We start from the raw sequence: 20,844 nt of genomic DNA, 5'->3' as shown, positions 1-20,844 counted from the left end.
GCCTCCCGTCCGTCTGCGTGGTCGCGTCTGCTTGCCGCAGCGCGCCCGGCGGGGCCTGTGGGCTAGGGCTTCTCGTCGACGAGGGCGATGAAGCGGCTGCCGATGCCCTCGACCTCGCGCCGCGTCAGCCCGGCGGTGGGCTCGGGCGCCTGGTACGGGGCGTGGTAGTCGCACATCAGGTAGTCCCACTCGGGCCACCACTTCTTCGGACGTGCCTCTTCGTCGAAGCCGCAGACCACGCACTCCAGACGGGCCCAGACCTTCTTGGTGCCGGTGCGGTTGGCGCGGGACTGCACGAGCCAGGCGGGCGGGTCCTGCTCGATCGCGTCGAGCTCCGCTTCGCTCAGGCGCGACGGGATGCCGTGGCGGGTCGCCATCTCGAGGGGGATGTCGAGCCGGACGGCGGCTTCGCGGCGGGAGAGCATCCGTCCAGGGTAGGTCCTGCGGCGACCGCTCCCGCGCGTGGACTTCCGTCGACCGGTCGGTCCGTGTATGGTCTGGATCACTGAGGTAAAAGGCGCCGCGATCTGCGACGCACCAGCACGCGGCATCGAACGAGTCGCCACTTCTTCCCTCGAAGGAGTGCGCCATCGTGTCCCCCAGTTCCCCTCGCAGCCCCGGGCACGTGCCCGCCGGTGGCCGGTCTCCTCGTCTGCGCGACGCATGGATCGCCCTCGCCGGACTGTCGGCGGTGTTCCTGTTCGAGATGCTCGACAACTCCGTGCTCAACGTCGCCCTGCCCACGATCGGTCGCGACCTGGGCTCGTCGACGACGGGCCTGCAGTGGGTCTCGGGTGCCTACTCGGTCGCCTTCGGCGGGCTGATGCTCCTGTTCGGCGCCGTCGCCGACCGCATCGGTCGCCGCCGGGTCATGCTCGCCGGGCTCGTCCTGCTGGCCCTGGCGAGCCTCGCCACGGCGGTGGTCACGTCGACCGAGCAACTGATCGCCGTGCGGGTCGCGATGGGCATCGCTGCGGCGATGACGACGCCCGGGTCGATGGCGCTGGCGTTCCGGCTCTTCGACGACGAAGGGCTCCGGGTCCGGGCGCTCACCGTCATCTCGACGGCCGGGCTCGTGGGACTTGCCATCGGGCCGACCGTCGGCGGGTTCGTGCTCGCCGTCGCACCGTGGCAGGTGCTGCTGCTGGCCGACGTGCCGATCGCGGTCCTCGCGCTCGTCGGCATCCGGTCCGGTGTCGTCCGCGACGAGGCTGCAGGACTCCGCCGCGACCCGGTCGACGTGATCGGGGCACTGCTCGGCACCGCGACGACCGCAGGGGCGCTCGTGACACCGACGATCCTGGTCGAGTCCGGAACAGCGGACTGGTCGGGGTGGGCCGCCCTCGCCCTGACCGTCGCCTGCGCGGTAGGGTTCGTCGTCCGGGAGCGGACCGCCCGGCACCCGCTGATCGACCTGCACCTGCTCGCTCGTCCACTGGTCTCGAGCGGACTGGCGTTCAAGGCCGCGTCGGGTCTCGCCGTCGCGGGGCTGTCGTACCTCGTGACCCTGCAGCTGCAGTTCGCCTGGGGCTGGCCGCCGGCCCTGGCCGCGCTCGGAACGCTGCCGCAGGTGGTCGTGCTGCTCGTCGGAGGCCGCTTCGTCGGACCGTTCGTGCAGCGGGTCGGCCTGGGCCGCGCCGCCTGGACGAGCGCCGTCTCGGTCGTCGCAGGGCTCGTGGTCTTCGGCACCCTGAGCCGGTACGGGTACCCGTGGGTGCTCGTCGCGCTCGTGCTCGTCGCTGCTGGCATGCGCGTGGTGGGCGTCGTCGCCGGCGCCTCCGTCCTCACCGGTCTCCCCGCGGACCGCACCTCGGTCGGGGCCGCGCTCGTCGACACCTCGAGCGAGCTCGCGAGCGGTGTTGCGGTCGCCACGGCGGGGACGATCGTCGCATCCTTCGTCGCCGGGAGCATCACCACGACCACCTGGACCGCCGCCCGGCTCGAGGGGTTCCAGGACGCTCTCACCATCGCCGGTCTCGGCCTCGCCGTGATCGCAGCCCTGCTCGTCGTGGCCGGCATGCTCCGAGCCCGGACGAGCGACGTCCGGGAAGGCACGATCCGCGCCGACCCTGCCGGCCCCACCCCCGCACACACCGACCAGACCACCATCACCGAGGAGCCCTCCCGTGTCTGACACCATCGCCCTCCCCCGCCCGCCGTTCGATCCTGAGTTCGTCCCCTTCCTCACCGCCATGGACGCGCGCGGCCGCTTCCACCTCACGACCCAGATGCTGCCGCAGATGCGCCAGCTCGACATGACCGAGGCGCAGCTCGACGAAGGACTGCGTGCTCGCGGCCTCGAGCGCCGCAGCGTCACGGTCCCGGGGCACCGCGGCGACCCGATCGACCTCGCCGTGATCCAGCGCACCGGCCGCACCGGCACGGCCGCCCTGGCCTACGCGATCCACGGCGGCGGCATGATGTTCGGCCACCACCTCGGCAACCTCGACTCCTACGACGAGTGGCTGCTCGTGCACGACGTCGTCCTGGTCAGCCCCGACTACCGCCTGGCTCCGGAGCACCCGGACCCCTACCCGGTCGAGGACTGCTACGCCGGACTCGTCTGGGCTGCCGAGCACGCCGACGAACTCGGCATCGACCCGGAGCGCATCGTCCTCGTCGGGCAGAGCGCCGGTGCCGGTCTCGCCGCAGGCACGGCCCTCCTCGCCCGCGACCGACAGGGGCCGACCGTGATCGGCCAGGTGCTCGTGAGTCCCATGCTCGACGACCGCGACGCGACCCTGTCGGCTCGGCAGTTCGACGGTGTCGGGGTCGCCGACCGGGAGATGACACGGTTCGGCTGGGACGCCTACCTCGGTGACCGGCGGGGTGGCGAGGACGTGTCGATCTACGCCGCCCCCGGCCGCGCGAGGGACCTCGCCGGGCTCCCGCCCGCGTACGTCGACTGCGGCAGCACCGAGGTGTTCCGCGACGAGACCGTCGCCTACGCCAGCGCGCTCTGGGCCGCTGGTGTCCAGGCGGAACTGCACGTGTGGCCGGGAGCGTTCCACGGGTCGACCAGCATGATGCCGGAGGCAACCCTGTCGCAGCGTGCGACCCGGGCCCTGCGCGAGTTCACCGGAGGCCTCCTCGGCCAGTCCGCCTGAGCGCGGGCAGTCCGAGGCCCGGAAGTCCACACGGAACCTGACGGGAGGCACGGTGCCAGCTGGCACCGTGCCTCCCGTCTCGGCCGTCACCCCCGCGCCCCCGCGCCCCACGATCAGATCACCCACGGCGCTTCGTCGCCTGCTCGCACGCCCCGAAAGGGGGGAGACGGATCCGTCCAGAACGATCTACGTTGAAGCAACGCAAGGGGGCAACATGTGTCGAACACACAGTGCCGATCAGTCCGAACCCGCCGCCTTCATCGCTGCGTACCAGCAGCACGCTCCGGGACTGCGACGATTCGTGGGGACCGTCATCGTCGACCGACACCTCGCGGAGGACGTCGTGCACGAAGCGTTCCTCGAGTTCTGGCAGCACCCGGATCGGTACGATCCGGACCGAGCCGATCTGCAGTCGTGGTTGCGCACCGTGGCGCATCGTCGGGCGATCGACCGGATCCGCAGTCTCGAAGCCCTGCGGAAACGCGAGCTCCGCATCGGCACTCGTGACCACCACAGCGTCGACCGCGACGACGACCAGCGCGACGCGTTGTTCCTCCGCCCCACCCTGCGCATCGCTCTGGCTGACCTCTCGGACAAACAGCGGGACGCTGTGGTGTTGCGGTACTTCGGCGAACGGAGCACCGCAGAAGTCGCCAGTCAGCTCGGCATCACCGTCGGGACGGCCAAGACCCGTGTCCGCGACGGCCTGAGCGCTCTTCGAGCGCACCGACTGATCGCTGCCACGCGGGCGGCCTGAAGACCGACCGCCACCCGTGCTGACGGTCAGGAGGGCACGGAAGCTGCATCCAGCAGACGGACGGGAGGCCCGGTGCCAGCTGGCACCGTTCCTCCCGTCCGTCTCGTGGTCGCGTCAGCGACGCGACCAGATCCGCCGTCGGAGTGTCAGCGCGATCCGACGATCGCGGCCTTGGTCTGGTCACGCAGGTACGCGATGCCGGCAGCGTTCGGGTGGAGTGCGCCGAACAGGATGGAGTACTTCGTCCCGGCCAGCGGGGTGCTGTCCGCAGCGGTACCGCGATCGGTCAGGGTGAGTCCCGACATCCATGCCGAGCCCGACGCAGCGCAGGGGGTGTGCGCAGCAGAGCCCTGGAGCGTCGAGACGTAGGTGAACCCACGAGCCTTCGCCGCAGCCTTGACCGCTCCGTCGAGCGCGTTCTGGGTGCGGTGGAAGTAAGCGGTGTCGGTCGGGGTGAAGGGGAACGCGTTCTGCGGGAACGGCGGCTCGAGTCCGGAGTCACCGAGGAGGCTCGAGAAGCATCCCCTCGGGGCCTGCGCCGTGCCGGGCGCGAGCATCGGGTAGCCGACGACGAACACCTTCGCCTGCGGCGCGCGCTGCGCGATCACGCGGAACGTCTGCGCGAGCCGAGGTGCCACGACGGTGCGGACGCGCGCTGCGAGACGGTCCCGCTCGACCCCGTGCACGACCGGTGCGTAGTAGTCCTTGCAGTGGTTGTAGGTCTTCCCGTGGATCTCCGCGAACACCGGGCCGGCCTTGTCCAGCGCGACGCAGTTCGCGATGACTCCGGCGAACCCCAGGTCGTTCCCGCCGATCGACACCGTGACGACGTCCGTGTTCTTGGACAGCGCATCGGCCTGGACGGGCGCAGTGGCGCTTCCGGCTCCGGTCTTCTGCGCGACCCGGGAGATGTTGCCGGTGGTGGCACCGGCGCAGGCGCGGTCGTCGAGCTGGAGTCCCAGCGATGCTGCGACCTGGTGCGGGTAGTCGGTGGTGGACTGGAAGCAGCCGGCCGCCGGACCCGAGCTGTAGGGGGCGACGCCGAAGCCGCCCGCGTACGAGTCGCCGAGGGCCACGTAGTTCCCACCGCTGGCGGCGGCCACGGACTGGGTGGGCGCCGTGCCGTCGGCGTTGGCCGCGGAGACGGGCCCGGCTGCCCCGACAGCGAGCGCTGCCGCCGTGAGGACACCGCTGGTGATCAGCAGCGCGTTGGTCCGGCGGAGGCGAGGAGCGTGACGCATGGAGCAGGTTCCTTCCAGAGGGCCTATTCGACAGACGATCGTCTGACAAGTAGACGGTAGGTCGGTACGACGCCCCGCGCCATGAGAGGACGACCAGGGGGCTATTCGCGCAGGGCACGCACGACCCTCGGTGGACGTCCGGGCCTGCATCGGTGTCACGTTTCCGCGTGGCGTCGACGCTGCGCTCTACGCTGCAGTCGTGCCGACAGTCGCGTTCTACGGAGACTCCATCGTCACGGGGTGGCGCGGGATCAGCAGGACGGAGAACCGGTGGTCGACGATCGTCGCGAAGCGTCTCGGGTGGGGTGCGCTGCACTTCGCGATCGACGGTGTCGGCTTCGTGCGACGTCGCGGGATCGACCGATCGGACGACGGAGCGACGCTCGGGCTGCTCTCCGATGTCCTGGCCTCCGGCGCGGACGCGTGTGTCGTCGCGCTCGGCGTGAACGACTCGGTGATCGTTCTCGGTCGGGAGGACGACGTGCGCGCGGCGATCGCCCGGGACCTGGAAGCTCTCCACGGGCGATTCCCCAGCGGTCGGCTCGCGGTTCTGGACCTGTACTCGCCGTACGGGACGGACTACCCGCCGGGGTGGCGGGCGGTCAGGAGGATCCTGGACGAGGAGACCCGACGAGTGGGTCTCTCGCTCGTTCCCGGGCTCGCCACGGCGATCAACCGCAGCCCCGCGCTGCTCTGCTCCGATGGCGTGCACCCGAACGACCACGGCCACGCCGCCCTCGCCGCAGCGGTCGAGCCGCAACTGCATTCCGTGCTCTCGACGTGACGAGCGCGCGGGCTGCCGTCGTGGAGTGCGCCAGGAGGCGGACGGGAGGACCGGTGCCAGCTTGCACCGTCCCTCCAGGCCCGGCTGCTCACGCTGTCGCTGCAGGGACGCTGGCTGCCGTGTCGCGGCGGACGTCCGGCTGCACCGGTTCGGCCCCCTGTCGGTCCATCCTCCAGGGGCGGATCGGGGTCGGGTGCGCCGCCGCGATCGAGGCAGCCGCCCGGCGACCGGCGTTGATGGTGACGGTCCACGCCGTCGCGAGCCGCGGGTCGGCTGACTGCGCCACGGGGCGCCATCCGAGGAGGGGAGCTGCCGTCGTGACGCCGGCCGATGCCGCGGCGACGCGGAGCCCCGACGGTTCGCCGCGCAAGCCGACACCGACTGACTTGAGGAGTGCCTCCTTGTCGGTCCACACCTGGACCCGGTGGACGAGGCCATCGCGTCCGGTCGGCATCGCCGCCCGCTCTGACGGGTGCAGCGCGTAGTCGTCGAACCCGTCCCACAGGGTCTCGGGGTACTCCTCGACGTCGACCCCGAGCCGAGCCGCGTCATCGCCGACAGCAACGAGCACCAGTCGTCCAGAGGTCGAGGTGGACGCGGAGGACCCAGCGATACGAGGGCGACCGTGCGGCGCGCTGCAGTGCTCGCAGGTCCGGTCCACCGGGACGGACGCGGCGTCGGACCACGAACGGCCCTGCACGGCGCAGGCCAGGAACCGGAGCGCGAGTCGCCCGGCGAGGGTCCGCCGTCGATCCAGGTCTGCTCGCCTGCTGTCGGCAGCGGCACGATCGGCTGCGCTGACGAGCGAGGCAGCACCCGCGCCGCCCGTCGATCCGAGCAGGCGATCCCCGGTGGCGAGGACGTCGTCGACGGTGGTCAGCAGGAGATGGATCACCGCTTGCTGATGCGTCGGTACTGCACGACGGCGATGGGTGCGAAGACAGCGATGATGGCGACGCAGCACAAGGACGCGTAGAGCAGCGCGTTGTCGGCCGGCCATCCGTGCCCGACGGCGAACCCGGACGGCGGTTCGTTCCCGAAGCCCCGCCGCACCGCGGTGGCGACGGCGGTGACGGGGTTCCACTCGGCGACCACCCGGAGCGGACCGGGGAGCATGTCGGCGGACACGAACGCTCCGGAGACGAAGCACACGGGGAACAGCCAGAGCAGGCCGAGGGACTGTGCGACCTCGACGCTGCGAGCGGTCAGCGCGATGAACGCCCCGATCCAGGACGTCGCGAACGCGAAGAGCAGCAGCAGCCCGAACGTCAGCACCACGGACCCGATGTCGGAGTGCACACGCCAGCCGATCACCAGGCCGCACGCGATCACGACGACGATCGAGATGGCGTTCGTCATGAGGTCCGAGGTCGTGCGCCCGAGGATGACCCCGACCCGCGACATCGGCAGGGCCCGGAACCGGTCGATGAGGCCCGTCTGCAGGTCCTTCGCCAGGTACACGGCGGTGAAGGACGAGTTGAAGGTCAGCGTCTGCGCGAGGACACCGCCGATGAGGAACTCGCGGTAGTCGTCTCCGCCGAGTGCGTCGGCGAACACGAACCCGAGGATGAGCACGAAGATGATGGGCTGCGCGACACCGGTCACCAGCGCCCCGGGCGTTCGGCGGACGCCGAGCATGTTCCGTCGGGCGATGACCCGGCCGTCGCGGAGGACGCTCCCGATGCTCATCGGCTCGCCTCCGTCGGTCCCCCGGCGATCACCGGGTCGGGCTCGGAGGACCTCGCCCCCACCGCTGCGACGGGCGCGTCCGGATCAGCTGGCGTCCCGGTCAGCTGCAGGAAGACCTCGTCGAGCGTCGGCTGCCGGAGTGCCGCTTCGGACGTCTCGAGTCCGACGGCTCGGAGTGCGCCGACGACGTCGAGGAGATCACTGCTGCCTCCGCCGGCACCGACGGTGAGGCGACCCACTCGCCTGTCGACGGCGGGTTCGTGACCCACCCGACGGACAGCGTCCACGGCAAGGTCGACGTCGCTGCCGGGGGCGAGCACGATGTCGAGCCGTGCTCCGCCGGTCTGGGCCTTGAGTTGCGCGGCCGTGCCCTCTGCGATGATGCGTCCTCCGTCGATCACCGCGATGGAGTCAGCGAGCTGGTCGGCTTCCTCGAGGTACTGGGTGGTGAGGAGCACGGTGGTCCCACCTGATGCCAGCGACTCGATCGCGTCCCAGGTGTCGCGACGACCGCGGGGGTCCAGCCCGGTGGTCGGTTCGTCGAGGATGACGACCGGGGGCCGGGCGACGATCGCCCCGGCCAGGTCGAGCCGGCGGCGCATCCCCCCCGAGTACGTGCCCGCACGTTTGTCGTCGGGGACGTCGTCGAGGCGGAACTCCCGGAGGAGCTCACGTGCTCGAGCCTTCGCGTCCTTCCGACGCATGCCGTACAGCTCGCCGACCATCGTCAGGTTCTCGAAGCCGGTGAGCTTCTCGTCGACCGCTGCGTACTGGCCAGACACGCCGAGACGCTGTCGCACGGCGTGGCCTTCGGTCAACACCGATCGTCCGGCGACGAAGGCGTCGCCGGAGTCGGGCTGCAGCAGCGTCGTGAGGACGCGCACGGTCGTCGTCTTACCGGCGCCGTTGGGCCCGAGGAGCCCTTGCACCGTGCCCTCGGGCACCTCGAGTTCGACGCCGTCGAGCGCCTGGTGGGTCCCGAACCGCTTGGTGATCCCTCGTACGGAGATCACGACGCGACGCGGGTGCTCTCGAAGGACGGTGTGATGTCGTGCCAGTGCTCCGACACGTAGTCGGTGCACGCCGTCTTGACGGCGGGACCGAACACGGCGACCCACCCTCGGGGAACGTCGGCGAACTCGGGCCAGAGCGAGTGCTGTCCGGCTTCGTTCACGAGCACCCGGAAGGTGCCGTCCTGATCGTCGAACGGGTTCGTCACGGTCGATGCTCCTCTGGGTCAGCTGCAGGGGTGTTCCTACCTGGGTCTTCGGAGCCGGCGCCGAGTCGGTTCGCTCTGCGTGCGTCGGTGTGTCGGACGTTCTCGAGGAGGTGGTCGAGCACCGGTGCGACGTCGTCGAGTGCCCGGTCGGTGAGCATGTCCTGGTGACGGGCTCCCACGGAACTCGACGTCACCGTCCCGGTGACGAACTGCTCCCACACCGCAGGGGCCGGACGGTTCGCGGGGACGTCCTCGGTCGCGGCGAACACGTGGAGATCACCGTGGACGACGCGGACCGGAGCGTCGTCGAGGAGCTCCCCGAGCCGGCGGAACCGCCGCACCATGCGGTCGACGACGTGCCCCGGAACGTCGGCCAGCGGGTTGCCAGCCTCGGCGAGGAGGGAGAGCACCCGTTCGCCGTCGAGGTGGCCACCAGGAGGCGTCACACCGTTCGCGTCGAGGAAACCGCGCCACATGTCATCGGTGTCGGCCACACCGTCGAACGCTGATGCTTCGGTCGGGTACGCGTCGAGCACCGCGAGGAGCGCCACCTCTTCGCCCTCGGCCTGCAGCCGCGCCGCGATGTGGTGCGCAAGCCGGCCGCCGAACGAGTACCCGGTGAGCAGGTAGGGGCCGTGGGGTTGCTCGCCGCGGATGGCGGTGACGTACTCGGTGAGCAGCTCGTCCAACGATCCGGCCGTCGCGGGTTCCGGACGGTCCGGCGCGATCCCGGGCATCTGGACGCCGAGGATCGGTCGGGTCGTGGCCAGACGAGAGACGAACGTGGAGAACTTCCACGCGACGCCGCTCGCAGGGTGCACCGCGAACACGGGGGCACCCTGCCCGGTGGGCCGGAGGGGCAGGATCGTCCGGAGCGACTCCGCTACGTCCGCACCGCCGGACTCGACCAAGGCGGCGAGTCCGGCCACGGTCGGCGCTTGGAAGAGCGCCTGCACGGGAAGGTCCGCGTCGAGGGCTTCGTTGACCGCCTGGATCGTCGGCTGCGCGACGAACGAGTGACCGCCCAGCGCGAAGAAGGAATCGTCGGCGCGGACGCCGTCGACACCGAGTGTCGCGGCGAACGCCGCGGCGATCGCGAGTTCCGCGGGTCCGCTCGGAGCCGCCCCTGCACCGCCACCGATCCGGAGCTCGGGGAGTGCCCGCACGTCGACCTTCCCGTTCGGCGTCAGTGGGACGGCGTCGATCGCCGCGATCCCGGCGGGCACCATGTAGTCGGGTACACGGGAGCGGAGACGGTCGGACAGTGCGGTGAGGAACGCATCGGAGGCGACTCCGTCCGTCACGACCCAGGCGCCGAGTTCCGTGCCGCGTGCGGTGTCGACCGGACGGACCACGGCGTGCGTGACGCCGCCGGCACCGCGCAGGACCGCCTCGACCTCGCCGGGTTCGACACGGTGGCCACGGATCTTCACCTGCCCGTCACTGCGGCCCAGGGAGACGACGCCGGGACGCTCGTCCCCGTCGGCGTCTCGTCGGACGACGAGGTCACCGGTCCGGTACATCCGCGATCCGTCCGAGGCGAAGGGATCGGCCACGAACCGCTCGGCGCTCGAGCCGGGCCGGCCGCGGTAGCCGTGTGCCAGCTGCTCGCCCGCCAGCCACAGCTCACCGACGCTGCCGACCGGCGTCGGGCGCAGGCGGGAGTCGAGGACGTACCCGACGGTGTCGACCGTCGTCGCGCCGAGTACCGGGGCGGGGCTGTCGGCCACGCTCGCCACCATGGAGTCGACGCCGACCTCGGTCGGACCGTACAGGTTCCACGCTGCGACGGCCGGCCGGTCGCGCAGCCACGACCAGAGACCTGCGTCGAGCGGTTCGCCACCGAGCAGGAGCACGAACGGGTCGGCCTCGTCGCGGTCATCGAACAGCGCTTCGAGCTCCGTCTGGCCGGCGAGGGCGGTGACGTAGCTCGGCGTGGTCTCCCACGCGCTGATCCGACGCTCGGCGAGGAGCGCGACGAGGGCCTGGGGGTCGCGCCGGGTGGAGTCGTCGACGACGTGCACCTCGTGGCCTGCCGCGAGCCAGACCACGGGGTCCATCGCCGCGTCGAACCCGACGCCGGTGGTGTGCGCGACGCGGACGCGTCGTTCCTCGGGGTCGGGCAGCAGCGTCGCACGGTGGCTCGACAGCAGCGCGGCCAGCGCGCGGTGCGGCACCTGCACGGCCTTCGGCTCGCCCGTCGTACCGGACGTGAACACCAGGTAGGCGGGGTCGTCGAGCCGCGGCGGCTCGACGCGCGCCGGCACGGCGGGCCCCGATGCCGCATCGTCGTCGATCCGGAGCAGCCGGTCCGACGGCACGCCCGCGTCGGACGCTGCGAGGGTCGCCACGTCCGCAGGTGTGGCGTCCGTCGTCCCGCCGCCGACGCCGTGGTGCAGCACCAGACGCACGTCGGCGCTCCGCAGCATCGTGGCGATCCGGTCGCGGGGCAGCTCGACGTCGATCGGAGCGGCGACCGCGCCGGCGCGCCACGCCGCGAGGAGCGCGGCGACGGTGTCGACGCCACGGCCCAGGGGCAGCGCGACGACGTCGCCGCGTCGGAGCCCGGCGGCGATCATCCGGGCCGCGATCCCGTCGACGCGAGCGTCGAGTTCCGCCGTGGTGAGCGAGACGCCTCCGGCCACGACGGCGGGTGCGGTCGGGCGGGCGGCGACGGAGTCGGCGAACGCCTCGAGGATCGACTGCTGCCGGTGGTCGGTCGCGGCCGGCCAGGCATCGAGGCGCCCGGTGCCGGCCTGCACGGGGACGTCGAGGAGTGGCCGCCGGGGGGCGGTCGCCGCTGCTGCCAGGAACGCCGTCCACCGTTCGACGAACCCTCGCGCCGCGCGATCGCTGAACATCGACGCGTCGTACTCCAGGACGCCGTCGACCTCTCCCGAGGAACGCGGGCGCAGGACGAACGACAGGTCGACCTTGGCTGCTCCGGTGCTGTCGGGCTCGAGTCGGTCGGTCGTCACGCCGGGCAGCGAGATCGAGACCCCGCTGTCCTCCTCCACCGAGAGCATGGTCTGGAAGAGCGGGTGTCGTCCGAGTCGACGTTCGGGGGCCATCGCCTCGACGATGCGCTCGAACGGTACCGACTCGTGCTCGATGGCGTGGAGTGTGGCTGCTCGGGCCCGTTCGATGGTCGCGACCAGGTCCGGGGCGTCGGTCATCCCGATGCGCAGCGGCAACGTGTTCACGAAGAAGCCCACGAGGTCAGCGGTGTCCGGGTCGGACCGCCCGGCGGACGGTGATCCGATCACCACGTCGTCACCGGCACCGATGCGGTGCAGGTAGCCGGCGAGCCCGGCGAGCCACGCGTGGAAGCTGCTGGCCTGCGCCTGTCCGGCAGCGGCGTGCACCGCGGAGACGACGTCCTCGGGCAGTGTGAAACGCAGTTGCCGGGCAGCTCGGGTCGCCGACTCCGGCCGACGTCCGTCAGCGGGCAGGGCGAGCTCGTCCGGGATGCCGGCGAGCTGCTCGACCCACGCCGACAACGACGTGTCGTGCCGTCCACCGTCGGATTCCAGGAGGGCGCGCTGCATCCGCGCGAAGTCGGCGTACTGCACCTCGAGCGGACGCTGCACACGCGCCGTGCTCCCGGTCCGCGCGGCGTACGCGGTGGCGATGTCGCGCGCCAGCGGGCCGAGCGAGGCCCCGTCCGTGGCGATGTGGTGGATCAACAGGTCGAGACGCCACTGCTGGTCTCCCGTCGCCACGAGCCCGGCCCGGACAGGCAGGTCAACCGTGAGATCGAAGCCCGCTGAGGTGTCTACCGCGTCGCTGGTGACGATGCCCGGCACCACGTCGTGGATGCGCTGGACCGGCTGACCGTCGACTTCCGGGTACGTCGTCCGGAGGATCTCGTGCCGGACGACCACGTCGTCGACGGCGTCGGCGAACGCGTCCGTGTCGAGATCGCCGCGGAACGTCGCCTGCAACAGCACGGAGTAGTCGGTGGAGGTGGGGTCGAGCCGGTTGAGGAACCACAGCCGCGCCTGGTTCGGCGACAGCGGCAGCTGCTCGCCTTCCCGTCGCGGGTGCTGCGCGGCCCACGCGCGGAGCGCCGGGTCGGTCTGCCGGTCGCCCTGCTGGGTGGCGGCTCCCGCGGATCCGACCGCGGCGAGGAGACCTGCCGGGGTGGGGGCGTCGAAGATGCTGCGGAGGGGCAGCGTGGCACCGAGTTCGTCCCGGACGCGCCCGATCAGCCCGACCGCGAGCAGCGAGTGTCCACCGAGCGCGAAGAAGTCGTCGTGCATGCCGACGTCGCGCACACCGAGCACTTCGCCGAACACCCGCGACATCGTCCGCTCGTCGTCGCTCACGGGCTGGCCGTCGCCGCCGGTCGAGGTCGGTTCGGGCAGCGCGGCGGTGTCCACCTTGCCGTTGGGGGTCAGCGGGATCGCGTCGACGACGGCGATGGCCGAGGGGACCATGTAGTCGGGGAGATCGGCGGCGACGGACCGGCGGACACCCTGTTCGTCGACGGTCCCGACGACCCACGCGACGAGCCGTGCGGTGTCCGGTCCGCCGGGCACGACGACACGAGCAACGGCAGCCTCGACGCCGTCGATCCGTTCGAGGGCCTGGGTGACGTCGGCCAGCTCGATCCGGTACCCGCGGAGCTTGACCTGGTCGTCGTCACGGCGGAGGAAGTCGAGTTCCCCGGTGACGCGGCGACGCACGACGTCGCCGGTGCGGTACATACGGGTGCCGTCTCCCTGGGGGTCGGCGACGAAGCGGCTGGCGGTCTCGGCGGACCGTCCGCGGTAGCCGTGCGCGAGGGAGCTGCCCGACAGGTAGAGCTCTCCCTCGACTCCGGGCGGCACCGGCTGCAGGAAGTCGTCCAGGACGCGGGCCGTCACGTTCGCGATCGGCCGTCCGATGGTGACGGCGCCGGGCTCGATCCGCGCGACGACGGCGTCGACCGTGCTCTCGCTCGGTCCGTAGAGGTTCCAACCGTCGATGTGGTCGGCTGCGGCGACCTCGTTCCAGAAGTCCGCGGGGACGGCTTCTCCGCCCACCGCGACGGTCAGGTGACCGTCGTGCTCCGCGACGGCGTCGAAGAGTCCGACCGCGGCCAGCTGACGGGCGTACGACGGCGTGGTCTCGATCACGTCGATGCCGTGCTCGACCACGTCCCGAACGACCGTCTCCGCGTTCGTCCGGGTGGCGTCGTCGGCCACCTCGAGCGTCGTGCCGGCGACGAGCCAGACGATCGGGTCCCACGCCGCGTCGAAGCCGAGCCCGGACAGGTGCAGCATCCGCGGGGCTCGACCGCCGACGCGGTCGCGGACCGGACGGATCATCGCGTCCTCGTGCTGCGCGAGCACGTTGGCGAGTGCCGCGTGGGACACCTGCACGCCCTTCGGCGCCCCGGTGGTCCCCGACGTGTAGACCAGGTAGGCGACGTCCTCCGGTGCAGGGGCGACCGGAGCTGCGGCGTCGCCGACGTCACGGTTGAGCGCCGAGGGCGCGACGACCTGCACGGGCACCCCTGCCGCGTCGGCGACCGACCAGGTGCGCTCCGCGTCGTGGGCGACCACGACGGTCGGTTCCGCCCCGGCGAGGATCTGACCGATGCGCGCGTCCGGGTAGGCGACGTCGATCGGCACCGCCACCGCACCGGCCCGGAGGACGCCGAGCACCACCGCGATCGCGTCGGAACTGCGCCGGAGCGCGACGGCGACGCGGTCACCCCGACGCACGCCGAGGCGCGCCAGGTTGGTCGCGACCGCGGTCGTCTGCACTGCCAGGTCGGCGAAGGACACCGTCCCGGCGGTGTCGACGAGTGCGTCTGCGTCGGGCGAGCTCGCAACCGTGGTGTCGAGGCGGTCGAGCACGGTCCCCGTCACGACGAACGTCCGGCCACGCGACTGGTGGTCGAGTTCGAGGGCGGTCTCAGCGTCCACGTTCGGGATGTCGGACAGGCGACGGTGCGGACCCTCGACGAAGGCGGTGAGCACGCGGTCGAGCGCGTCGCGGAGCCGCGTGACGGTCGTCTCGTCGAACAGTGTCGCGTCGTACCCGAACGTGACGACGAGTCCACCGTCGTCACCACCGGGGGTCGTCACGTCGAGGAGCAGGTCCGTCTTCACCCCGGCACTGGTGGACTGGGCGGGAACCGTCACCGCGACGTCGCCGAGATCGAGGGCCGCCGGCCGGGTGTTCTGCAGTGTCAGCATCACCTGGAACACCGGGTGACGACCGACCGACCGGGGTGGCCGGACGGCGTCGACGACAGCATCGAACGGGACGTCCTGGTGGGCGTACGCCGCGGAGTTGCCCGATCGGATCCGTTCGAGCAGGTCCTCGACGCTCGGATCACCGTCGAGCGAGGTGCGGAGCGCGACGGTGTTGACGAAGAAACCGACCAGGTCGTCGAGCTGCGCGTCCGTCCGTCCGGCGACCGGGGTCCCGATGACGACGTCCTCACCCGCGCCGTGCTGCTGGAGCACGGCGACGACGGCCGCGTGCAGCACGATGAACAGACTGGTGCGGTGGTCCCCGGCGAAGCGGCGGAGCTCGGCGTGCCGCGCGGGGTCGAGGGTCAGCTCCACCGCACCGACGGCCTGTCGGACGGTTCCGTCGTCGACGGAACGTGCGCGGTTCCGGGGCAGGGAGATCTCGTCCGGCGCGCCCGCGAGTGCCATCCGCCAGAACGCCAGCTGCTGGGCGAGCTCGCTCGAGGGGTCCTCGGCGTCGCCGAGCTGTTCCCGCTGCCACAGTGTGAAGTCGGCGTAGTCGACCGGCAGCGGCAGCCACGCTGGTTCGGTCCCGGCGACACGGGCCGCGTACGCGGTCCCGAGGTCGCGGGCGAAGGGTGCGAGCGACCACCCGTCCGACGCGATGTGGTGCATCGTCGCGACGAGCACGTGGTGGTCGTCGTCGATGCGGAGCAGCACCGCGCGGAGTGGCGTCTCGCTCGTGACGTCGAACCCACGCGTCGCCTCGGCGCGGACGACGTCGTCGATGCGGTGCTCGGGGACCGTGACCGTCAGGAACGGCGGTTCGGCGGCAGCACCCTCGAGGACCTGCTGCACCGGCCCGTCGCCCACGAACGGGACGATCGTCCGGAGCGGCTCGTGCCGCATCGCGACGTCCACGAACGCTGCGCGCAGTGCCTCGGCGGACAAGGGACCGTCGAGGCGGAGCACGACGGGGATGTTGTAGGCGGCGGAGTCCGGTTCGAGGCGGTTCAGGAACCACAGTCGCCGCTGCGTGAGCGACAACGGCATCGTGTCCGGGCGCGTCCTCCGTGCCAGGCGGGCTGCGCGATCGGTCGGCGTGCCCGTGTCGAGTGCTCCGACGAGAGCAGCCACGGTCGGCCGTTCGAACACGTCCCGCACGGTGATCGTCCGGTCGAACTGTTCCGACAGACGCGCGGCGAGCCGGGTTGCCAGCAGGGAGTGGCCGCCCGCTGCGAAGAAGTCGTCGTCGATCCCGACCGCGGAGACCCCGAGGACCTCGGCGAACACCGCAGCGGCGACGCGCTCGTCGTCGTTCCGTGGCGGCAGCACCGTGCCGGAACCCGACAGCTCCGGTGCTGGCAGCGCGCGACGATCGAGCTTGCCGTTCGGTGTCACGGGCATCTCGCGGAGCGCGACGACGACCGAGGGGACCATGTAGTCGGGGACGTCGGAGCGAATGCCCTCCCGGACCGCCGCCGGGAGGTTCCCGAGGTCGCCGTCGGAGGTGACGTAGCCGACGATGCGACTGGAAGGACCCTCGCCCAGCACGACGGCCGCTGCGAGGTCCACCCCGGGGTGGCGGATCATCGCGGCCTCGACCTCGGCGAGCTCCACGCGGTAGCCACGGATCTTGACCTGGTCGTCGATGCGTCCCACGAACCGCAGGGACCCGTCACGGCGACGACGGACCACGTCTCCCGTGCGGTACATGCGGGAACCGTCGGCGGAGAACGGATCAGCCACGAACCGCTCGGCGCTGAGCCCGGGCTGTCCCACGTAGCCCTCTGCCACGTTCGCCCCGGCGAGGTAGAGCTCGCCGACGGCGCGGTCGGGTACCGGTGTGAGGGCAGCGTCGAGGATGTAGTGCCGCGTGTTCCGCACTGACGAGCCGATGTGCGGCGGGCGTCCCGGTTCCAGCACTGCGGTGAGACTGTCCACCGTGGCCTCGGTGGGGCCGTAGAGGTTGATGGCGTGCACGTCGTCGCGGTGGGCCAGTGCGTCCCACAGGGCCGGGCCGACCGCTTCGCCGCCGACGGCGATCTCCGTGGGGTGGACATCGGCGTCGAGCATGCCCGCGGCGAGCAGTGCCTCCGCGAAGGACGGGGTGGTCTCGATGGCGTCAATCCGGTGGCGGACGAAGTACTCGACGAGTCGCTCGGGGTCACGGCGCACGTCGTCGGCGACGACGTGCAGCTCATGTCCGGCGAAGAGCCAGAGCAGCGGATCCCACGCCGCGTCGAACGACAGGCCAGCGGTGTGCGCGACGCGGAGCGGCCGGCCGAGCCGCGCTTCGGCCGGGTCGAACATCTCGGCCCGGTGGTGCTGGAACAGGTTCCGCAGGGCGGCCCGGTTCACGCCGACGCCCTTCGGGCGCCCGGTGCTCCCGGAGGTGAAGACGATGTAGGCGAGCGCGTCCGGGGCGATCGCTGGCAGAGCACTCGGGTCGTCCGTCCGGCGTCGCCACACCGTGGTGTCGGCGTCGACAGGGAGCGAGGGTACCTGCCAGGAGGCGCCGGCGGCCCGGTCACGGACGAGCTGCGCGCTGCTCGTGAGGACCAGCGTCGGACTCGCGTCCTCGATCATCCCGGCGACCCGGTCGGTCGGGTACTCCGGGTCGAGCGGGACGTAGACCGCGCCGGCGCGCAGCACGGCGAGGACGAGCATCGGCAGGAGAGCACTGCGCTCGATGCGGACGGCGACCCGGCTCCCGGGAACCACGCCTTCGCGGATCAGGTGGTGCGCGAGTCGTGTCGCGTCGGCGTCGAGCGCCGCGAACGTCGTCGTGCCGTCCTCGGCGACGACGGCGAGGTCGTCCGGGCGTCGACGGGCGACGTCGGCGAACGCCTCCATGACCGGTTCCGGGTCGAGGGTGACGGTCTCCCCGGCACCTTGGCCGAGGAGGAGCGGGACCTCGTCCTCGTCGAGGATCGTCGCGCCCGTGACGGTGAGACCCTCGGGGCAGCCGACCACACGGTCGACGAACGCGAGAAACCGGTCCGCGTGCTCGGCGAGACTCGCCGTCGTGTGGAGCTCAGCGTCGCCTTCGAGCTGCAGGGTTGCGGTGGCAGCGTCGCTGGACAGCCCCGACAGGACGATGGAGAGGTCGTGGACCGGACCCGTCGAGAGGATGTTCACCGCGCCGACGGCGTCGCCGAAGCGGATCTCGTCGATGACGGGCAACAGGTTCACCGAAGGCCCCGCGTGCCGAGGTGCCCCGGCGAGGGACTCGACGCGGAAGCGCTGGTGTCCGACCGCGCTCCGGACGACGTCGCCAGCATGGGCGATGACGTCCGAGATCTCGGCGTTCGCGGGGACGTCGATCCGCAGCGGCAGGATGTTCGAGAGCATGGACGGGGTGCTCTTCGCCACTCTTCCCCGTCGGGCGGTGACCGGGAGCCCGAGCGCGACACGCTCCTCCCCCGTGATCTTCGCCATGTACAGGGCGACGATGGCGACGACGGTCTTGGGGAGGTCCCGGCCGAGTGCCGTGAGGCGTGCAGCACGCGCGTCGTCGAGGGGCACGGCGACCCGCACGATGGACCTCGCTGCCGACCTCGCGGTGCCCTCGAGGCCGGCGACCGTTGCGTCGTCGTCCAGTGCGCCGCGCCAGTAGGCCTCGTCGGCGTCACGCTGCGCGGATGCTTCGTACTCGGCGATGTCGCGGTGGAGGTCGTCCAACCCGGGAAGCACCGACGGCTCCCGGGCGGCGAGGTGTGCGCGGGGCTCGGCAGCGACGTCGAGGCCCCGGCCCGACGGTGCGGGCTGAGAAAGACGCGTGTACACCTCGGCCAGGTACCGCAGCGCGATGACCGCCGAGTAGCCGTCGAGCAGCAGGTGGTGCACCCGTTGGAAGAGCAGCGACCGGGTGTCCGTGATCTGGAACAGGACCGCGCCGAACAGGTCGTCACCCTGCAGATCGCGCGGGGTCTCCATCGCCCGGTCCATGGACGCCATCGCCTCGGAGAGCGCCGCATCCGGATCGAGGTGACGCAGATCGACGACCTGCACGACGTCGTCGGTCGGACGCGGACGGACGATGACCCCGTAGGGACCGTCCGCGTCCGACCGGACGCGCATGGACAGCGCGTCGAGGTCGGCGACCACCGTGTTCAGCGCGATCCGGACGAGCCGCTGGTCGAGCGCGCCCCGGAGGTCGAGGTACTGCCCGATCTGGTACGTCGCGTTCGACGGGTCCAGCTGCTGGGCGTACCAGATGCCTCGTTGCGCGGAGGTCAACGGGACGCGGATGCCGGCCTCCTGCTCGTCCCGGTCGCCATGGTGGTGCTTGCTCGTCACAGAGAGACTCTTCCTGTCGGGACGCGGCCGCTACCGGGCCGGATCGCGGTTCCGCTGGTTCCGGTTCCTCTGGGCGCTACTGGAACTGACCGATGCGGAGCGAGTCGAGGATCCCGCCGATGTCGATGAGCGGGCCCTGGACGAGGGGGCCCTGGATGAGTGCCGGGGACGTCGCGTTCGTGGAGGTGTCCTCGGCGGCGTTCGCAGCGGTCGCGTTCGTTGCGAGACCGCCGAGCGTCAGCGCCACGGCGATGGTCGCGGTGCTCAGAATGCGGGTGTTCTTCTTCACGGGAAGCTCCTCGTCGACTGTCGGCGGCCGGACTTCGGCCACCGTGGAGTCGTTCGGGGCCACCGTGGTGACCGGTTTGGTCGTTCACACGGTGTTCAGATCGCTCCGCTCGTGCGACCTAGTGTGCGGACACCGTCTCGGCGCACTCGACGGGCCGGCCAGCGGGCGTTGTCCGGGCAGCCGATCAGCTACCGATCTGCCTCGTCCGAGCAGCCCGGCAACGCTGCGATGTCCGGGCACCCGTACTCGTGCCACCCGCCTTGGCCGTAGGTGTCGTAGGCCGCCGTCGACGCGACCGTCGCCCCTGCCCCGTCCGTCTGGACGAAGTACGGGGTCGGATCGCCCTCGGTCGTCCGCCGTACCCAGGCGAGTGACGCCACGTCGCCGGCTCCGCTCGCGTCCGTCAGGCACTGCAGGCTCTCGGCCGGGAGCGCGCCGTCGGTCTCGAGCTCCACTTCGCCGCAATCTGTGCCGGTCGGCGTGCTGACCCAGTCCGGTGCGTCGGCGAGGGTTCTGGCCGACGCGATGGGATCCGCCGGCTGCCGGCTGCACCCCGACAGGAGCGGAAGCACGACCAGCACGAGTCCGACGGCGGTGATGACGAGGCGCTTCTGCACAGGACGAGCATGACCCACCGAAACGCCCCACCGGGTCACGGTCCGGCAACGGATGCACCCCGGCAGGTCAGTGGCTGTCGGTCATCCCGCTGCTGACGTACGAGGAGTCCACCGTGTCGTCGGTGAGCGTGCAGTTGTAGACGGCGTACGGATCGGTGTGCCCGTCGTCGAAGGTGAAGGGGTAGACGAGCTGGTAGGTCCCGTCGCTGCCCGGGTACCCCGACGGGTCGTCCGTAAAGGTCAGGGTGACCCCGGCGTCCGCGGCCCCCTTGCTGCACTCGTCGTAGATGTGCTGCGCGAGCGCCGACGTCCCGGGGGCCTTCGACGGGGACGTCGACGGAGTCTGGTCGTCCGTGGTCGCGGCGTCCGTCGCGGTCGGGGACGGGGACGGGACGGGGGTCTTGTCCCCGGTCATCGCCGTGGTGGCGGACGGCGCCGGAGTCGGGGTGCTCGCAGCACAACCGCTGAGGGCGGCGACCACGACGCAGGCAGCCACCGCGGTGACGCTGAAGCGGGTTCGTGTGTTCATCGGTTCTCTCCTTCGGTGGGAGCAGGGTCGCTCACTGAGAGATGTCGTGCGACGGCCGATCCGGACACGGCGCACCGCGCCAGCGGGGCGACGGCCGTGCCTGGAGGTGGGCCCCACCCGCC

The 20,844-nt window shown here is 71.5% G+C and carries 14 protein-coding genes; 4 read left to right on the top strand and 10 right to left on the bottom strand.

Annotation, left to right across the window (positions count from 1 at the left end; translation table 11 throughout):
* Positions 1-62: 62 nt before the first annotated feature.
* Positions 63-425, bottom strand: coding sequence for a hypothetical protein (locus BIU95_RS14435; protein WP_071251986.1), 363 nt, complete (start codon positions 423-425; stop codon positions 63-65).
* 167 nt (positions 426-592) lie between these two features.
* Between BIU95_RS14435 and BIU95_RS14430 the strand changes: the two genes are divergently transcribed.
* The 3 genes from BIU95_RS14430 to BIU95_RS19230 all read left to right on the top strand — a co-directional run bounded on the left by BIU95_RS14430 (position 593) and on the right by BIU95_RS19230 (position 3,864).
* Positions 593-2,134, top strand: coding sequence for an MFS transporter (locus BIU95_RS14430; protein WP_337961575.1), 1,542 nt, complete (start codon positions 593-595; stop codon positions 2,132-2,134).
* The gene (locus tag BIU95_RS14425; protein WP_017888441.1) at positions 2,127-3,107 is read left to right on the top strand and encodes an alpha/beta hydrolase; all 981 of its coding nucleotides are present in this window, start codon (positions 2,127-2,129) and stop codon (positions 3,105-3,107) included. Before BIU95_RS14430 ends, BIU95_RS14425 begins: the two co-directional genes overlap by 8 nt.
* Positions 3,108-3,321: 214 nt before the next feature.
* Complete coding sequence (locus tag BIU95_RS19230) at positions 3,322-3,864, top strand: sigma-70 family RNA polymerase sigma factor (RefSeq protein ID WP_052481708.1); 543 nt, start codon at positions 3,322-3,324, stop codon at positions 3,862-3,864.
* A 146-nt stretch (positions 3,865-4,010) separates the two neighbouring features.
* Here the strand turns inward: BIU95_RS19230 and BIU95_RS14415 are convergent, their stop codons facing one another.
* Positions 4,011-5,105 carry an SGNH/GDSL hydrolase family protein gene (locus tag BIU95_RS14415; protein WP_071251984.1) on the bottom strand — a complete coding sequence of 365 codons (1,095 nt, stop codon included), beginning with the start codon at positions 5,103-5,105 and terminating at the stop codon, positions 4,011-4,013.
* A gap of 199 nt (positions 5,106-5,304) precedes the next feature.
* Here BIU95_RS14415 and BIU95_RS14410 point away from each other — a divergent pair, with 199 nt between their 5' ends.
* Positions 5,305-5,889 (top strand): SGNH/GDSL hydrolase family protein, encoded by a 585-nt coding sequence (locus BIU95_RS14410; protein WP_162243012.1) that lies wholly within the window; start codon positions 5,305-5,307, stop codon positions 5,887-5,889.
* A gap of 88 nt (positions 5,890-5,977) precedes the next feature.
* Here the strand turns inward: BIU95_RS14410 and BIU95_RS14405 are convergent, their stop codons facing one another.
* The 8 genes from BIU95_RS14405 to BIU95_RS18790 form a co-directional block, all read right to left on the bottom strand.
* Positions 5,978-6,784, bottom strand: coding sequence for a 4'-phosphopantetheinyl transferase superfamily protein (locus BIU95_RS14405; RefSeq protein WP_056070424.1), 807 nt, complete (start codon positions 6,782-6,784; stop codon positions 5,978-5,980).
* A complete protein-coding gene (locus tag BIU95_RS14400) occupies positions 6,781-7,578 on the bottom strand; it encodes an ABC transporter permease (RefSeq protein WP_071251983.1) in 798 nt (265 codons plus the stop codon). The genes BIU95_RS14405 and BIU95_RS14400 overlap by 4 nt, the downstream gene beginning before the upstream one ends.
* Entirely contained in the window at positions 7,575-8,591 is a 1,017-nt protein-coding gene (locus tag BIU95_RS14395; RefSeq protein WP_071251982.1) for an ATP-binding cassette domain-containing protein, read from the bottom strand. Before BIU95_RS14395 ends, BIU95_RS14400 begins: the two co-directional genes overlap by 4 nt.
* Positions 8,588-8,797: an MbtH family protein gene (locus tag BIU95_RS14390; RefSeq protein WP_017888435.1), complete on the bottom strand. Its 210-nt coding sequence runs from the start codon at positions 8,795-8,797 to the stop codon at positions 8,588-8,590. Before BIU95_RS14390 ends, BIU95_RS14395 begins: the two co-directional genes overlap by 4 nt.
* A complete protein-coding gene (locus BIU95_RS14385; RefSeq protein WP_071251981.1) occupies positions 8,794-19,287 on the bottom strand; it encodes a non-ribosomal peptide synthetase in 10,494 nt (3,497 codons plus the stop codon). The genes BIU95_RS14390 and BIU95_RS14385 overlap by 4 nt, the downstream gene beginning before the upstream one ends.
* Before the next feature lie 76 nt (positions 19,288-19,363).
* Positions 19,364-19,576 carry a hypothetical protein gene (locus BIU95_RS14380; RefSeq protein WP_139179817.1) on the bottom strand — a complete coding sequence of 71 codons (213 nt, stop codon included), beginning with the start codon at positions 19,574-19,576 and terminating at the stop codon, positions 19,364-19,366.
* Between the two features lie 188 nt (positions 19,577-19,764).
* Positions 19,765-20,193, bottom strand: coding sequence for a hypothetical protein (locus BIU95_RS14375; protein WP_071251980.1), 429 nt, complete (start codon positions 20,191-20,193; stop codon positions 19,765-19,767).
* A 67-nt stretch (positions 20,194-20,260) separates the two neighbouring features.
* Entirely contained in the window at positions 20,261-20,722 is a 462-nt protein-coding gene (locus BIU95_RS18790) for a hypothetical protein (protein ID WP_071251979.1), read from the bottom strand.
* Between the last annotated feature and the right edge of the window lie 122 nt (positions 20,723-20,844).

Origin of the sequence: Curtobacterium sp. MCBA15_007, assembly GCF_001864905.1 — a bacterium.
GTDB lineage: Bacteria > Actinomycetota > Actinomycetes > Actinomycetales > Microbacteriaceae > Curtobacterium > Curtobacterium poinsettiae.
This window is presented reverse-complemented; position numbering and strand designations above follow the sequence as displayed.

Bases quoted from the DNA above. Each gene is read 5' to 3' on its own strand.
- BIU95_RS14435 (WP_071251986.1), bottom strand. From the start codon at position 425: ATGCTCTCCCGCCGCGAAGCCGCCGTCCGGCTCGACATCCCCCTCGAG.
- BIU95_RS19230 (WP_052481708.1), top strand. From the start codon at position 3,322: ATGTGTCGAACACACAGTGCCGATCAGTCCGAACCCGCCGCCTTCATC.
- BIU95_RS14415 (WP_071251984.1), bottom strand. From the start codon at position 5,105: ATGCGTCACGCTCCTCGCCTCCGCCGGACCAACGCGCTGCTGATCACC.
- BIU95_RS14400 (WP_071251983.1), bottom strand. From the start codon at position 7,578: ATGAGCATCGGGAGCGTCCTCCGCGACGGCCGGGTCATCGCCCGACGG.
- BIU95_RS18790 (WP_071251979.1), bottom strand. From the start codon at position 20,722: ATGAACACACGAACCCGCTTCAGCGTCACCGCGGTGGCTGCCTGCGTC.